At 72.3% G+C, this 14931-nt stretch carries 15 protein-coding genes; 9 read left to right on the forward strand and 6 right to left on the reverse strand.

Annotated elements, in window-relative coordinates:
* Window positions 1-18: 18 nt before the first annotated feature.
* Entirely contained in the window at window positions 19-483 is a 465-nt protein-coding gene (gene mce / locus BLW04_RS03570) for a methylmalonyl-CoA epimerase (protein WP_217630823.1), read from the reverse strand.
* Between the two features lie 114 nt (window positions 484-597).
* On the reverse strand, window positions 598-1452 hold the full coding sequence (locus BLW04_RS03575; RefSeq protein ID WP_091537427.1) for an alpha/beta fold hydrolase: 855 nt from the start codon (window positions 1450-1452) through the stop codon (window positions 598-600).
* A 226-nt stretch (window positions 1453-1678) separates the two neighbouring features.
* Here BLW04_RS03575 and BLW04_RS03580 point away from each other — a divergent pair, with 226 nt between their 5' ends.
* From BLW04_RS03580 to BLW04_RS03590, 3 genes are read left to right on the forward strand one after another with little or no spacing between them, the layout of a single operon-like run.
* Window positions 1679-2884, forward strand: coding sequence for an acetyl-CoA C-acetyltransferase (locus BLW04_RS03580; RefSeq protein WP_091537428.1), 1206 nt, complete (start codon window positions 1679-1681; stop codon window positions 2882-2884).
* Complete coding sequence (meaB, locus tag BLW04_RS03585) at window positions 2881-3909, forward strand: methylmalonyl Co-A mutase-associated GTPase MeaB (RefSeq protein ID WP_091537429.1); 1029 nt, start codon at window positions 2881-2883, stop codon at window positions 3907-3909. The genes BLW04_RS03580 and meaB overlap by 4 nt, the downstream gene beginning before the upstream one ends.
* A 53-nt stretch (window positions 3910-3962) precedes the next feature.
* On the forward strand, window positions 3963-5438 hold the full coding sequence (locus BLW04_RS03590; protein WP_091537430.1) for a phytoene desaturase family protein: 1476 nt from the start codon (window positions 3963-3965) through the stop codon (window positions 5436-5438).
* An 82-nt stretch (window positions 5439-5520) separates the two neighbouring features.
* On the opposite strand, the gene BLW04_RS03595 is transcribed toward BLW04_RS03590, so the two are convergent.
* A complete protein-coding gene (locus BLW04_RS03595; RefSeq protein ID WP_091537431.1) occupies window positions 5521-5730 on the reverse strand; it encodes an endonuclease domain-containing protein in 210 nt (69 codons plus the stop codon).
* Between the two features lie 421 nt (window positions 5731-6151).
* Between BLW04_RS03595 and BLW04_RS03605 the strand changes: the two genes are divergently transcribed.
* The gene (locus BLW04_RS03605) at window positions 6152-6634 is read left to right on the forward strand and encodes a hypothetical protein (protein WP_139306717.1); all 483 of its coding nucleotides are present in this window, start codon (window positions 6152-6154) and stop codon (window positions 6632-6634) included.
* 71 nt (window positions 6635-6705) lie between these two features.
* Here the strand turns inward: BLW04_RS03605 and BLW04_RS03610 are convergent, their stop codons facing one another.
* Window positions 6706-7470 carry an IclR family transcriptional regulator gene (locus tag BLW04_RS03610; protein WP_091537434.1) on the reverse strand — a complete coding sequence of 255 codons (765 nt, stop codon included), beginning with the start codon at window positions 7468-7470 and terminating at the stop codon, window positions 6706-6708.
* A gap of 95 nt (window positions 7471-7565) precedes the next feature.
* Between BLW04_RS03610 and BLW04_RS03615 the strand changes: the two genes are divergently transcribed.
* From BLW04_RS03615 to BLW04_RS03625, 3 genes are read left to right on the forward strand one after another with little or no spacing between them, the layout of a single operon-like run.
* Entirely contained in the window at window positions 7566-8363 is a 798-nt protein-coding gene (locus tag BLW04_RS03615; protein WP_091537435.1) for an enoyl-CoA hydratase/isomerase family protein, read from the forward strand.
* A 46-nt stretch (window positions 8364-8409) separates the two neighbouring features.
* Entirely contained in the window at window positions 8410-9678 is a 1269-nt protein-coding gene (locus tag BLW04_RS03620; protein WP_217630824.1) for an MFS transporter, read from the forward strand.
* Between the two features lie 46 nt (window positions 9679-9724).
* The gene (locus tag BLW04_RS03625; RefSeq protein WP_091537437.1) at window positions 9725-10627 is read left to right on the forward strand and encodes a halocarboxylic acid dehydrogenase DehI family protein; all 903 of its coding nucleotides are present in this window, start codon (window positions 9725-9727) and stop codon (window positions 10625-10627) included.
* Between the two features lie 24 nt (window positions 10628-10651).
* On the opposite strand, the gene BLW04_RS25675 is transcribed toward BLW04_RS03625, so the two are convergent.
* Complete coding sequence (locus BLW04_RS25675; RefSeq protein ID WP_139306718.1) at window positions 10652-11416, reverse strand: hypothetical protein; 765 nt, start codon at window positions 11414-11416, stop codon at window positions 10652-10654.
* Window positions 11417-11634: 218 nt separating this feature from the next.
* On the opposite strand from BLW04_RS25675, the gene BLW04_RS25680 reads away from it, so the two are divergent.
* Complete coding sequence (locus BLW04_RS25680) at window positions 11635-11748, forward strand: hypothetical protein (protein WP_371327766.1); 114 nt, start codon at window positions 11635-11637, stop codon at window positions 11746-11748.
* Between the two features lie 590 nt (window positions 11749-12338).
* On the forward strand, window positions 12339-13322 hold the full coding sequence (locus tag BLW04_RS03630) for a tetratricopeptide repeat protein (RefSeq protein ID WP_091537438.1): 984 nt from the start codon (window positions 12339-12341) through the stop codon (window positions 13320-13322).
* A gap of 91 nt (window positions 13323-13413) precedes the next feature.
* On the opposite strand, the gene BLW04_RS03635 is transcribed toward BLW04_RS03630, so the two are convergent.
* Entirely contained in the window at window positions 13414-14820 is a 1407-nt protein-coding gene (locus BLW04_RS03635; RefSeq protein WP_091537439.1) for a neutral zinc metallopeptidase, read from the reverse strand.
* Window positions 14821-14931: the final 111 nt, after the last annotated feature.

Here is a 14931-nt window from a genome sequence, read left to right on the forward strand (position 1 = left end):
GTTACTGGTGGGTAGGGATCAATGCGCGACGGTGTCGGACGACGCCGGTTCGACCAGCTCGACGAGCACCCCGCCGGCGTCCTTCGGGTGGACGAAGTTGACCCGGCTGCCGGCCGTCCCGCGCCGCGGGGCGTCGTAGAGCAGCCGCAGGCCGCGCTCGCGCAAAGTCGCGCTGACCGCCTCGACGTCGGTCACCCGGAGGGCCAGCTGCTGCAGCCCGGGTCCGGAGCGGCCGATGAACTTCGCGATCGCCGACTCGGGGGTCAGCGGGGCGAGCAGCTGGATGCGCGTCTGCCCGTCGCCGACGGCGAGCATCGCCTCGTGGACGCCCTGCTCGTCGTTGACCTCCTCGTGCACCGAGGTGATGCCGAAGACGAGTTCGTAGAAGGCGATCGCCTCCCGGAGGTCGGGCACCGCGATGCCCACGTGGTCGATGGTGGTGAACAGGTCCGCGGGCAGGCCGGTGTGCGCGTCGGTGGTCACGGTCGGCATCCTGCCGCCACCCGGGGCGACGCACAGCGGGATGTGATCGGCTTCACGCAGCGGAGCCCGCCTTCCCATGGGTAAGGTGGGCTCCGGGCGGCGTGCGGGTGCGGCTCAGCGCGCCAGGAACTCCAGCAGCGCCCGGTTGAACTGCTCCGGGTGGCTGGTGTTGATGCCGTGCGGCCCGCCCTCGATGACGACGAGCTCGCTGCCGGCGATCAGTTCGTGGGAGCGCTTGCCGCTGACCTCGAAAGGCACGACGGCGTCGGAGTCGCCGTGGACCACCAGCGTCGGCACGGTCACCTTCGCCACGTCGCCGCGGAAGTCGGTCCGGCCGAAGGCCGCGATGCAGTCCAGCGTGCCCTTGGGGGAGGCCACCTCGGCCAGCCGCAGCGCGTACTGGCGCATGGGCTCGCTGACCGCGCCGGACTTCGAGTCCAGCAGACCCTTGCCGCCGGCGTTGAAGAAGTCAGCGGTGAAGCCGTCCAGGAACGCCGGCCGGTCGGTGGCCACGCCGGTCTCGAACTGCGCGATGGTGGCGTCGTCCAGGCCGCCGTCCGGGTTGTCCTCGCTCTTGTAGAGGTAGGGCGGGACGGCGGAGGCGAGCACCGCCTTGGCGATCCGGGTGGTGCCGTACGTGCCGATGTAGCGGACCACTTCACCGCCGCCCATGGAGAAGCCCACGAGGGTCACCCCGGTGAGGTCCAGCTGGGTGAGCAGGGCATCGAGGTCGGCGGCGAAGGTGTCGTAGTCGTAGCCGGCCCACGGTTGGCTGCTCTGGCCGAAGCCCCGCCGGTCGTAGGTGATGACCCGGTGGCCGGCCTCGACGAGCGCGGGGACCTGGGCCTCCCAGGAGCGGCCGGACAGCGGCCAGCCGTGGATGAGGACGACGGGGCTGCCGGTGCCCTGGTCGGTGTAGTGCAACTCGACGGGGTGGCCGTTCTCCGTGCCGACGGTCAGTTGGGGCATGGATTCCTCCAGTGCGGGGTTGATTATTGGTGATGTCCTACCCGGTCGTGCGCCATGTATTCGGTCGGGCGTCCCAGGCGGTTCGACCCCGTGACGTCGGTCACCAGGGCTTCGGGCCGGCGGTCCTCGTCCTATCCTGAGGGCAGCCCGAGGCGCCGCCGGTGCCTGCGCGCTGTCACGCGAAGCGGCCGCCAACGGCGGCGGCCGGAGCCACTGGAGGCCTCCCATGAGCCAGCCCGCACAGCCCCGATCGGTCATCGTCAGCGGCGCACGCACCCCTATGGGGCGCCTGCTCGGCTCGCTGAAGGACTTCTCCGCCGCCGACCTCGGCGGGTTCGCGATCAAGGCGGCCCTGGAGCGTGCCGGTATTTCCGGCGACCAGGTCGACTACGTGATCATGGGCCACGTCATCCAGGCCGGCGCCGGCCAGAACCCGGCCCGTCCGGCCGCGGTCGCCGGTGGCATCCCGATGACCGTGCCCTCGTTCACCCTCAATAAGGTCTGCCTGTCCGGCATCGACGCCATCGCGTTGGCCGACCAGCTGATCCGGGCCGGCGAGTTCGACGTCGTCGTGGCCGGTGGCATGGAGTCGATGACGCAGGCCCCGCACCTGCTCACCAACTCCCGCACCGGCACCAAGTACGGCGACACGACGCTCGTCGACTCGATGGCCCAGGACGGGCTGACCGACACCTTCGACCAGGTCGCCATGGGCGCGCTGACCGAGGAGGCCAACTCTCGGTACGGGCTGACCCGCGAGGAGCAGGACGCCTTCGCCGCCGGCAGCCACCAGAAGGCGGCCGCGGCGCAGAAGAACGGCCTGTTCGACGACGAGATCACCCCCGTGCTGATCCCGCAGCGCAAGGGCGACCCGATCGAGTTGCGCGAGGACGAGGGGATCCGCGCCGACACCACGGTCGAGAGCCTGGCCAAGCTGAAGCCGGCGTTCGCCAAGGACGGCACCATCACCGCGGCCTCGGCCTCGCAGATCTCCGACGGGGCCTGCGCCGTCGTCGTCATGTCCGCGGCCAAGGCCGCAGAGCTTGGCCTGACCCCGCTGGCGGAGATCGGCGCGCACGGTGTCGTGGCCGGGCCCGACGCGACGCTGCAGCAGCAGCCGTCCCGGGCGGTCGCCAAGGCCTGCGCCCGCGAGGGGATCGACCCGGCGTCCCTGGATCTCGTCGAGCTGAACGAAGCCTTCGCCGCCGTCGGCATCGTCTCCACCCGCGAGCTCGGCATCGACCCGGAGAAGGTCAACGTCAACGGTGGGGCGATCGCGCTGGGCCACCCGGTGGGGATGAGCGGTGCCCGGATCGTGCTGCACCTGGCCCTCGAGCTCGGCCGCCGCGGCGGCGGTGTCGGCGCGGCCGCCCTGTGCGGCGGCGGTGGGCAGGGCGACGCCCTGGTGCTACACGTGCCCGCGCGGGCGTGACTGGGTTCCCGGAGAGCACAGCAGTCCAGGGTCCCGCCCCCGCCGTCCCTCCGGGGCGGCGGGGGCGGCGTGCTGCCGACGTCCCGACGCTGGTCGACCGGGCCCGGGACGGCGACGCCCGCTCGGTGGCCCGGCTGATCTCGCTGGTCGAGGACACCAGCCCGCTGCTCCGCGAGGTCGCCGCCGCCCTGACTCCGCACACCGGTCGGGCTCAGGTGCTCGGCCTGACCGGCCCGCCCGGGGTCGGTAAGTCCACCACGACCACCGCGCTGGTGCGGGCCTACCGGGGCGCCGGCAAGCGGGTCGGCGTGCTCGCCGTCGACCCGTCGTCCCCGTTCTCCGGCGGAGCGCTGCTCGGTGACCGAGTGCGGATGAGCGACCACGCGGGCGACCCGGGGGTGTTCATCCGTTCGATGGCCTCCCGCGGTCACCTGGGCGGTCTGGCCTGGGCGACTCCCCAGGCGCTGCGCGTGTTGGACGCCGCCGGCTGTGACGTCGTCCTGGTGGAGACGGTCGGCGTCGGGCAGTCCGAGCTCGAGGTGGCGTCCCTGGCCGACACCACGTTGGTGCTCCTCGCACCGGGGACGGGCGACGGCGTCCAGGCGGCCAAGGCCGGGATCCTGGAGATCGCCGACGTCTTCGTGGTGAACAAGGCCGACCGGGGGGGCGCCGCGCAGACCGTCCGCGACCTGCGCTCGATGTTGACCCTCGGCGGACGGGCCGCGGACGGCGCCTGGCGGCCGCCCATCGTCTCCACGGTCGCCTCGCGGGAAACCGACAACGGCGTGCCCGACGTCATGGACCGCATCGCGGAGCACTCCGCCTGGCTGGCCGCCTCCGGCGAGGGGCGGCGCCGGCGGGTCGCGCGCGCCGCCCGGGAGATCGAGGCCATCGCGCTGGCCGGCCTGCGGTCCTGGCTCGGCGACGTGCACGGGTCGGCCGCTCTGGGCACCCTGGCCGAACAGGTGGTCGCGGGGCAGACCGACCCCTACCGTGCGGCCGACGAACTGGTCGCCCGGCTCTGACCGGCTGACCCCTCACCGCGCCGTCCGGGTGGTGCGCGGGAGAGGATGAGTTGGTGAAGGGGACCCCGGACGCTGTCGTCGTCGGAGCCGGACCGAACGGTCTGGCGGCCGCGCTGCGCCTGGCCGCGGCCGGCCTGTCGGTGCGGGTGGTGGAGCGCGGCGACCGGGCCGGTGGCGGGCTGCGCACCGAGGAGGTGACGCTGCCGGGCTACCGGCACGACATCTGCTCCACGGTGCACCCGATGGCCGCGGCGGCGCCGTTCTTCCGAGAGTTCGACCTGGCCTCCCGGGGTGTCCGGCTGCTCCAGCCGGACATCAACTTCGCCCACCCGCTGGACGGCGGCCGGGCGGCGTTGTCCTTCGACTCGCTGGAGCAGACTGCGGCGGGGCTGGGCGCGGACGCGGCCGCCTACCGCCGGTTGTTCGGCCCGCTGCTGCGCCACGCCGACGAGATCACCGACTTCTTCCTCACCTCGGCCTTCCGCCGGCTGCCGCCGCCGCACGGCCTGCTCGGCATCGCCGGCTTCGGGCTGCAGGGGCTGCCCAGCGTGGGCTGGCTGGCCCGCCGCTACTTCGACGACGACGCAGCCAAGGCCCTGATCGCCGGCGCCGCCGCGCACGGGATGCTCGACCTCACCCGCCCGCTGACCGCGGCGCTCGGGATGTTCCTGGGGATGCTCTCCCACCACCACGGCTGGCCGCTGATCGAGGGCGGCTCGCAGGTGCTGGCCGACGCCATGGTCGCCGCGCTGGAGCAGCAGGGCGGGGAGGTGGTGACCGGGCACGAGGTCACCGACCTGCGCGAGTTCGACGGCGTCCCGGCGGTGCTGCTGGACACCTCGCCGGGCGCGTTCGTGGCGATGGCGGGCAACCGGTTGAACCCTGGGTACCGCCGCTGGGTGCAGCGCTACACGCACGGCCCCGGGGTCTTCAAGATCGACTGGGCCCTGTCCGAGCCGGTGCCGTGGACCAACCCCGACGTCCGCCGGGCAGGCACCGTGCACGTGGCCGGGACGATGGAGGAGACGATCGCGGGGGAGGCGGCGCCGGCCCACGGCCGGCTGTCGGACCGGCCCTACGTGCTCGCCGTCCAGCCGACGGTGGTCGACCCGTCGCGCGCGCCCAAAGCTGGGCACGTCTTCTGGGCCTACGTCCACGTACCGCACGGGTCGACGGTGGACATGACCGACGTGATCGAGGCGCAGGTCGAGCGGTTCGCCCCGGGTTTCCGGGACACCATCCTGGCGCGGCACACCATGCACGCCGGGCAGATGGAGCACTGGAACCCCAACGACGTCGGCGGCGACATCTCCAACGGCGAGCCGTCGCTGCGCCAGATGCTCGCCCGGCCGGTCCCGCGCTGGAACACCTACAAGACGCCGGTCCTCGGCACCTATCTGGCCTCGGCGGCGACCCCACCCGGTCCGGCGGTGCACGGGCAGTGCGGCGACAACGCGGCCCAGGTGGCGTTGCGCGAGGTGTTCGGCGTCCGGCATGCTCCGCCGCTGCGCCCCGCTCCGCCGGCCTGAAGTCTCGGGACGCCCTCGGTTGCGAGTGGCGAGGTGGTGTGGCCACCGACTGTCGGGAGACCACACCAGCTCGCCACTCGCGTCAGCGCGTCAGCTCCGCGGCGATCCGGGCGATGAGCCGGTCCGGCGTGCGCAGGTCGGCCGCGGTCACGAAGAGCACGCGCCAGCCGGCGGCCAGCAACCGGTTGAGGCGCTCCCGATCGGCGGCGAATTGGCCGGGCTCGCCGTGCCACAGTCCGTCGTACGCGACGGCCAGCCGGTGCTCCGGCCAGGCGAAGTCGACCCGGGCCACACACACGGCCGTGGCGGATGGTGAACTGGGCGACCGGCGGTGGCAGCAGCGGCGAGCGGTGTAGCAGCGACCGCAGTCGCGTTTCCTGCGGTGTGCCCGCCAGCCCGTCGGCGAGTGCCGCCGTGCGTGCCTGCCGCTACCCGGCCCCGTGGTCACCGCCGCGGTCGCCCGGACGTCGACGAAGGTCGGCCACGCCGCTGCCAACGAACCGGTCGAGGGCGACTACGGCCTCCTCCAGTCCGCCGATGCCGACGAGGGCGACTGCCGTAACCCCCGGCGTCGTCACCGGCGTCCGCCGTCCCCGGGTCGGTTGCTCGGTTCAGAGCAGCTCGGCGGACTCACCGCCCCGGGATGACGGTCCTCGCTCTCCCCGGCGCGATGGCCGACACCACCACCGACCACCTCAGGCGCCGTCTGTGTGGTGCGCCGGGTCCGGCATGCCGCGGCCGATCTGTCGGCCGATCCGCGGGCCGGCCGGCGGCGCACCATCCCCCAAGAGCAACTCACCTTGGCGCTGGATGGTGAACTCGACGCGGTCTACGGCTACTCCGTCATCGCCACCAACCTGCCCACCGACACTCCCGCCCAGGCCGTAGGCATCGAGGCCTGGTATCGCGGTCGCACCGACATCGAGGGCCGTTTCCGCGACGCCAAGCACGCTCAAGCACGCTCCGCCCTGATCCACCTGCCCTCGGCCGACCCGGGCGTGAACACCGCCTGGCTGTGGGCCGCGCTGCTCGCCCTGGCCCTGTCGGGCCGGGACTACCGGCGAATCCGGGGCAGATCGGCCTCGGCCTGGCGGATCAGGGCGGAGTCGGCGGTGTTGCCCGGCCAGGACCACGCCAGCACCGGGGTGCCGGCGCGGGTGACATCCCGATCATGCCTGCGGCAGGTCAGGCCGTAAGTCTTGGGCTTGCCGGACGTGCGGAACGCCGACCGCCGACTCCCGTCCTCGGCCCCGCGAACGACGAGGGATCACACCTCGTGCACCACCCCACGGGAGTTGACCGTCAGGGCCGCCGTGACCTGCTCGCTCGCGCTCCGCACCATGGCCCCGAAGTGCGCTTCCTCCGCCTCGGGGAAGCGATGGGCGGGCATGAAGAGACTGAGCGACGCGACCGGCTGGCCCGGCCGACCGACCACGGCGGCGATCGACGCGACGTCCGCGCGCTGCTCGCCGCGTTGCACGGCATACCCGCGCTCGACCACTCGGTCCAGCTCGGCATCGAAGTCCTTCATGGTGGTGATTGTCTCGGAGGTTAGCGCGCGCAGCTTGTCAGGCAGGTGCTGGCGAACTCGGTCCCGCGGCAGCGTCGCGAGGATCGCCTTGCCGTTGGCGCTCGCGTAGGCAGGCGACCGGCTGCCGATCGGCCAGTGGATGCGCACGACCTGCGTGGACTCAATGTCGTCGATTGTCACGACGTCGAGCCGGTCGAGCAACGCGAGGTGGACTGACTCCGTCGTACGCTCCGCCAGCCGCGTCATCGGCCCCAGGGCCGCTTCCCGCAGGCCGAACTCGCGGCCGATGCCGTTCGCGATCCGCAGCGGCTTCGTCGTCAGCACCCACCGTCCGGATTGGCTCTCGGACCGCTGGATCCAGTCGGCGTCGGCCAGGGTCCTCAGCGCACGCTGGGCGGTGGGCTTGGGGATCTCCAGCCGCCGCGCCAACTCGCTGACCCCGAGCGGCTGGTGACTGGCGATGAGTTCCAGAGCGCGCAGTGCTGTGGCCGCGGAACTCACCCGTTGACATTAACAGGGACAGATGACACGGTCGGACGCCACGCGCGTTCCGTAGTTCGATACTGCGTATCGCTGAACGTACCGAGGGGGCCCTCATGACGGCAGCAGCCGCCCCCACGTACGAGGTCGAGATGACGGGTCCCACCTCGATGCTGATCGACGGCGAGTGGGTGGAAGCGCTCGGAGGTCGAGTCATCTCCGCGATCAGTCGGTTCTTCCGCGCCGGTGGGGACCTCGACGAGCACCCGTCGCTCGACCCGGCCGACGGCGCCCGTGAGCTCAGCCTCCGGATGCAACGCGTCTTGGACCGGTTCTCCCGGCTTCCGGCGGCGACCGTCGCGGCCCTCAACGGGCACGCGGTCGGCGGTGGTCATGAGATTGCCCTAGCCTGCGACCTCCGCGTGGCCGACGCCAGCAGCCGCCTCCTGCGCCCCGAGGTGGGCATGGGCCTGGTCCCGCCCTGGGGCGGCCTGGGCAGGATGCGCGAGCTGTTCGGACGAAACGGCGTACTGCAGGTGTTGCTCGTCGACAACCGCCTAGACGCCCACCGGGCTCGCGAGATCGGCTTGGTCGACGTGGTCGCCGAGGACTCCGCCGCCGAGGAAGCAACGCGCCTCACCCGCGCCGTCGCCGTCCTCCCACGCCCCTCGGTGCGAGCGGCCAAGCAGCTGCTCGCCCAGGACGCCTCGGCCCACGAGGTGGCCGAGGTGTTCGGCCGGCTCTGGCAGGGCGAGGAGCACCGCACCGTCCAGCAGGGCCGGCGTCACCGCCGCCGCGACCCGCTCGACAGCGACGCCCGACCACCTACGGCCGACGCCCACGAGAGGCGACCGGATGACCCCGACGAGGATTCAACCACGACGCCCGTCAAGGAGGACGAGACCAGTGACTGAACCATCAACCGCCATCCCAGCAGCCCCGCCAATCTCGGTGCGACGAGTGCTTCTCGCCAGCTTCGCGGGGACCACGATCGAGTGGTACGACTTCTTCATCTTTGGCACCGCTGCCAGCCTGGTCTTGGGCCAGCTGTTCTTCAGTGCGGCCGGTGAGGTCGGGGGCACCCTCGCCGCACTGGCCACATTCGGGGTCGGCTTCGTGGCGCGTCCCGTCGGCGCGGTCGTGTGCGGCCACTACGGCGACCGCCTCGGCCGGAAGAAGATGCTGGTCGCCACCTTGCTCATCATGGGGGTCAGCACCTTCCTGGTCGGGGTGCTCCCCACCACCGACCAGATCGGCGTGCTGGCGCCCGTCCTCCTGGTGGTCCTGCGGCTCGCGCAGGGCTTCGCCGTCGGCGGCGAGTGGGGCGGCGCCGTCCTGATGGCGGTGGAGCACTCGCCGGAGGGACGTCGTGGGCTCTACGGCAGTGCACCACAGATGGGTGTGCCGGCCGGGCTGCTGATGGCCACGGGCGTCTTCGCACTGGTGTCGACCCTCCCGGACGAGCAGTTCCTCTCCTGGGGCTGGCGGGTCCCCTTCTTGCTGAGCGCCCTGCTGGTGATCGTGGGGCTGGTCGTCCGGCTCAAGGTCGCCGAGTCGCCTGACTTCGAGTCGATCATGAAGAGCGGGAGCCAGGCGAAGCTGCCGCTGCTCGACGCCATCAAGGAGCACCCCAAGGGGATCCTCATCGCCGCCGGAGCGCGGGTGGGGGAGACCGTGCAGTTCTACGTCGGGGCGGTCTTCATCATCACCTATGCGTCCTTGACGACCGACCTTTCCCGGAGCACGGTGCTCACGGGCATCCTGATCGCGGCCGCCCTGGAGCTGGTCACGATCCCGGTCTTCGCCCGGCTCTCCGACGTCTTCGGCCGCCGGCCCATCTACCTGTTCGGCACGGCCGGGGCGTTCGTGTTTGCCTATCCGTTCTTCCTGCTCGTCGACTCCGAGCAGCCGGTGCTGGTCTGGCTGGCCGCGGTGCTCGCGCTCGCGGTGTTCCACTCCGCCATGTACGCGCCCCAGGCCGCGTTCTTCTCTGAGCTGTTCCCCGCACGGGTGCGCTACAGCGGCGCCGCGTTCGGCTACCAGGTCACCGGCGCCATCGTAGGCGGGTTCACGCCGCTCGCCGCTGCGGCACTGCTGGCCGCCTACGACAACGCCGCCTGGCCGGTCGCCACCTACATTATGGTGTTCGCCGCGATCACCCTGGTCTCCGTCTTCGTCGCCCGGGAGACCTACCGGGTCCGGACGAGCGCTCAAGACGCCACCACCTGACGGCCCGACGACCACCGTCGCCCCGCCCATCGGAGAGAGGTTCGCGATGCCCGCTCGCTCGACAGCAGCCATGTTCCCCCAGCTCGACCAGGAGACGGCCTCGGGAGAGATCGCCGAGCTCTACGCCGACATCCGCGACACCCTCCGGGTGCCGTGGGTGGCCTTCGCGATCCGCGTCATGGCGCAGTTCGGGTCCTACGTGCCGCAGGCATGGGGCGCACTCAAGCCCCTCGTCGCGACCCAGTACGCGGAGGACGCCGCCGACCGGATCCGCCGGGCGTCCATCCTCGACGGGCCACCTCCACCCGACCCGCGTCCGCGGCTGCGCGAGCAGGGCTGGAGCGAGGAGGACATCGCGGGCGTCCAACTGGCGCTGGACGCCTTGAACTACGGCAACCCGAAGTACCTCATACTGATTACGGCGTGGAACGAGGCCTGGCACGAGCGGGCTGCTGGCGACCCCAACCATCCACTGACGAGTTCCGCCGCAGCGCCGCTGCCTTACGGTCTCCCGGACGGTGTCGAGCCGTTCCACCTGGTCGACCCCGACGCCGCCCCGAAGGAGGTGCAGGAGCTGCTGCGCGAGGCGCGCGACGTCCTGCTGCACCACGGTCCCGCGAGTGACTACCGGGTGCTCGCGGCGTGGCCCGACCTTCTCCGGGTCGCGGTCGAGGACGTCCTGCGGCCCGTCGCACTCACCTCCGAGTACGAGGAGACCACCCGCCGGATCCGCGAGATCGCCCGCGAGGAGGTCGCCGGCCTGACCGGGGTCGGCGGGGTCTCTCGCCGCGACCTCGAGGAGTCGATGAGCCCGACGGACATCGCCGGCCTGACCGGGGTGCTGTTCATGTACAACCGGTTCATCGCCGACATCACCGTGGCGATCATCCGGCTCCAGCAAGCGTTCGACGGAGGGGCCTCCGCCGTCGAGAACAAGTTCCCCGCCTGAGCGTCGATCCGCCGATCGGCATTCTCAGTGACGTGATCCTGATCGGTGGAATGGTTCCCGGCGGTGGGCGTGCGGTAGTCGCCGGTCTGTCCGGCTTCTCCACGTCGGTCGTTCCTTGCGCTCGGTGCTGGGCTGGGTGGTCAGGCCGCGACCGCGCCCGGTGGGCCGAGGGCGGCGGTGGACAGCTGCTCGTCGCCGGTCTGCCAGGGCCAGTTCTGCGGCAGGTACAGGCGTAGTTGTCGGGCGGAGGAGGCGATCCAGGCCGGGACGGCGATGAGCTGCGCGCGGATCGTCGCCGTTCGGGCCTTGGCGTGGAACGCCCCGGCCAGGGCACCGGCGGCGCGGGTGAGGTTGAAACGCGATGGCCGCGCAGACCAGCCAGGCGGCGTTCGCGGTGAACTTTCCCGAGGGCAGGTGGGCCAGCGGCCCTGCCCTGAGCTCGGCGATGACCTGCTCGACGATGGCGTGGTCGCGGTGGGCGGCCGCGGCGGCCGGCATCGACAGGGGTGAGTCGGTGAAGACGGCGTGATGCCGGTACTCCCCGAACAGTGCGGTCTGCCCGGGCGGCACCGACGCGGGGTTCAGCCGTTTGACCCGCCGGACGATCAGCCGGGCGGTCACGTGCTCGGCCCTGCGGCGGAAGGTGAACGCGGTGAACTCGGTTTCGGCGACCTCGGCGTCGGAGATCCAGCGCTGCTCGGCCTCCTTCCAGATCTCGCCCGGATAGCGGATCGGGGTCCACGCGTCCTCGCCGATCGCCGCGATGGCGCGACGGACCGCAGGGTCCACCCGGGCGGTGATCGAGAAGCGGGCCCCCCGTCGGACGCAGCGACCACCTTGTGGTTGTAGAACGCCGAGTCGGCGCGCATCGTGATCGTCCCGTCGGGCGTCGCGCCGGCCGCCCGGGCGGTGGCCAACGCGTCGCCGATGAGCCGGAACGCGCCTGTTCAAGGCCGAACTGATCCGCCAACCGAGGCCCCTGGCGCGGCATCAACAACGTCGAGTACATCGACTGGTTCAACCACCTCCGGCTGCACGGCGAGATCGGCCATGTCCCACCGGCCGAGTACGAAGCCGCCCACGCGGCCCTGCAACCCGCCCCGGCGACCGCCGGAGCGTGAGAACCCGGTCTCCACCAAACCCGGGGGTTGACACTCGGAGGAGCCGTTCCCAGGACGGGGCAGCTGCGAGGGGCTGCTCTCGGGCATACGGTCGGCCAGTGCTGGGCCAGGACAGAGTCGACCACGTCGTCGTGCGGACCGGCCGGGCCGACGCTCCAGAGCACCGCCGCCCTCCGGCCGGGCACCACGGCGCCGGGCAGCAGCAGCGCCGCAGCGGCCCGGGGGCGCACCTGGTGGTCCACCGACACGGCCGGGCAGGCGTAGACGTCGCGGAACAGCCGGCGCCAGGTCGAACCGCGCAGCTCGGTCGCCGTCAGCATTCCGTCGGCCACCGCGGCCGAGCCGCGGAACACCCGGCCGGACAGCGCGCCGGGGTGCGACGGGCGGGTACGGGCACGACGGGAGCCTGGCCGACCGACCCGCGCCGCGGCCCGGTTCTCCCGTCCACAGGCGGCCGCCTCGACTCGGGTGGCGACCTGGTGCGGCCTCGGCCGGTCCGGACACCACAACAGCTCGCCACTCGGGTCGGATCGAACGGCGGCTCAGGAGGGGTGCGGCGGGGCCGCCGGGACGGTGGGAGGATTGCGGTCATGCAGCCGAACCGCCCCGCCCGACCCGACCCGCGCGCCGACCCCCGAGCCGCTGCCCAGCAGGCCCGGATGGCGGCCTCGCTGGCCGGCGCGGTCGACCTCGCGGCCGTGAAGGCGCGCTCGGAGGCGGCCGCCCGTGCCCAGGCCGCACCGCCGCCCACGGCGGCCGCCCCGGTGGGCGCGCCCGGCAGCGCCGTGGTCAACGTCGACGAGTCCACCTTCCAGTCCGAAGTGCTCGACCGTTCCTTCCAGGTGCCGGTGGTGCTGGACCTGTGGGCCGAGTGGTGCGGGCCGTGCAAGCAGCTGTCCCCGGTGCTGGAGCGACTGGCCACCGAGGGCGGCGGCACCTGGGTGCTGGCCAAGGTCGACGTGGACGCCAACCCCGCGCTGGCCCAGGGCCTGCAGGTGCAGGGCATCCCGGCGGTCAAGGCGGTGTGGCAGGGCCAGCTGGTCGCGGAGTTCACCGGCGCCATCCCCGAGGAGCAGGCCCGCCAGTTCGTCACCGAGCTGGTCGCGGCGACCACCGGGGGAGCGGTGCCCGGCGCCGAGGGCGAGGACGAGGCCACCGACGCCGAGGACCCCCGGCTGGATGCTGCCGAGGCCGCGCTGGACCGGGGCGACCTGGCCGCCGCCGAGGCTGCCTACACCGAGATGCTGGCCACCGAGCCCGACCACCCGGTGGCCGGCCTGGCGCTGCGCCAGGTGCAGCTGTTCCGCCGCGCCGAGGAGGCCGGCCCGGACGCGCTGGCCGCCGCGGACGCCGCGCCCGACGACGTCGCCGCGCAGACCTGCGCCGCGGACTTCCTGCTCGGCACCGGCAACGTCGAGGCGGCCTTCGACCGGCTGCTCGACGTCGTCCGGCGCACCGCGGGGGAGGACCGCGACATGGCGCGCAAGCACCTCGTGGAGCTCTTCGTCGTCGTCGGCGACGACGATCCCCGGGTGGGTGCCGCCCGGCGGGCGCTCACTCTCGCGCTCTTCTGACCGTCCGGGCGGTGCGGCATGCGGAGCATCCCGCACCGCCCGGACGGAACCGGAGGGACGCTCGGCGCAGCCGAGACCTGGCTCTCCCTGGTCAGCCGATGCCGCAGGAGGACTCGCCCTCGACCACGCCACTGCGGAAGACGTCGACCAGCTGGAAACCGCTGAGGCCGACGTCGCCGAGCACGTCGGGGTCATCGCTGTAGCCCAGCAGGAACTGCACGCTCTCGTCGGCGTCGCCCGGCGAGATCGTGATGCCGTTGACCTCTCCGCTCAGCACGGACCGGGTGAATGCCCCGGTGAGGCAGACCGCCGACCGGGCGGCGTCCTGATCGTCGGTGGACAGCCCCAGCTGGTCGCGCGCGGCCAGGCTGTACGGGATCGCCACCGCGGTCAGCACCGCGTAGTCGCCCAGCTCCTCGTACACCGGTCGGACCAGGTCGGTCTCGTCGTAGCCGACGGTGTCCTTGTTGGCGCAGAAGACGAGATCGGCCTGCTCGTTGCCCTGCCCGGCGCAGTCCGGCGCCGTGCCGGAGAAGGGGACGACGTCCGGCGCGGCGAAGGTCTCGCCGCGCGCGGTGAAGGTTCTACTCCAGAAGGTCGACAGTGACTCCGTCACCAGCTGCTGCGTCACCGGGTAGCTGGCGTTGCCCTGGGTGGCGGCGTCCGCGGGGTCGAACTCGCGCTGGGTGTAGATCCGGTCGGCACCGAACTCGTCACGGCAGGCCGTCGGCCCGTCGTCGAAGCCCTGCTGGAACGCCGACACCCGGTCGAACAGCGAGCCGTGCGCCTCGCTCTCGTTGAGGTCGGTGCCGACCGGATCGCGCAGCAGCAGGTAGCCGCGCAGCACGTCGTCCAGCTCCGGCGTCCGGATCGTGGTGTGCGGGGCGTTCCCGTCGGCCACCCACGCCGTCCAGGCGCCGGCGAAGCAGTCGGCCTGCGTCTCGATCGCGATCGAGGCCTGCAGCGGGTAGCCGACCCGCCCCTGGATGGCGTGCCCGAACTCGTGCGCCATCACCAGCGCCGGCAGGAACCGCCCGTACTCGTTGGCCAGGTCCTGCAGGAAAGCCCGGTCGTACTGGATGGCGTCGCCGTTGGGGTACTCGTTGCTGGGCGGGCAGTAGAAGGCGTTGTCCTCGACCGCGTCCGGCGTCTCACCGCACCCGATCTGCCCGCCCGGGTACTGCGTCGGGTCGATGTTGGCCGGATCGACGGAGTAGTAGCCGCCGCGCAGCGGGGTGAACTCCTGGCCGAAAGTGTCCGGGAACTGGTTTTGCCAGAAGACGTTCAGGTCGACCAGGGCGTTGCGGGCCAGCTGGTCGATCTCGTCCTCGGTCGCCCCGATCACCGGGAAGTCCTGCGACTGCACCGTGCCGACCTGCCCGGTGGCCGGGCTGGCGCTGCCGACCACGAAGGTCACCCCGCAGCCGGCCAGCACCGGCAGGGCCGCAATGCTGACGACGACGACGGCGGCCAGCAGCCGGCGGGACGGAGAGGGCATGAGCTCCCGATCGGTCGGGCCGGGACGATCCGGCAGGCCGTTCCATCCTGCCGGACCCGGTGGTCCCCCGCCCTCTCGAGGGAGGGCGGGGGACCACCGGCCGGACTCAGG

The sequence above is a fragment of the Modestobacter sp. DSM 44400 genome, from assembly GCF_900107175.1.
Lineage (GTDB): Bacteria > Actinomycetota > Actinomycetes > Mycobacteriales > Geodermatophilaceae > Modestobacter.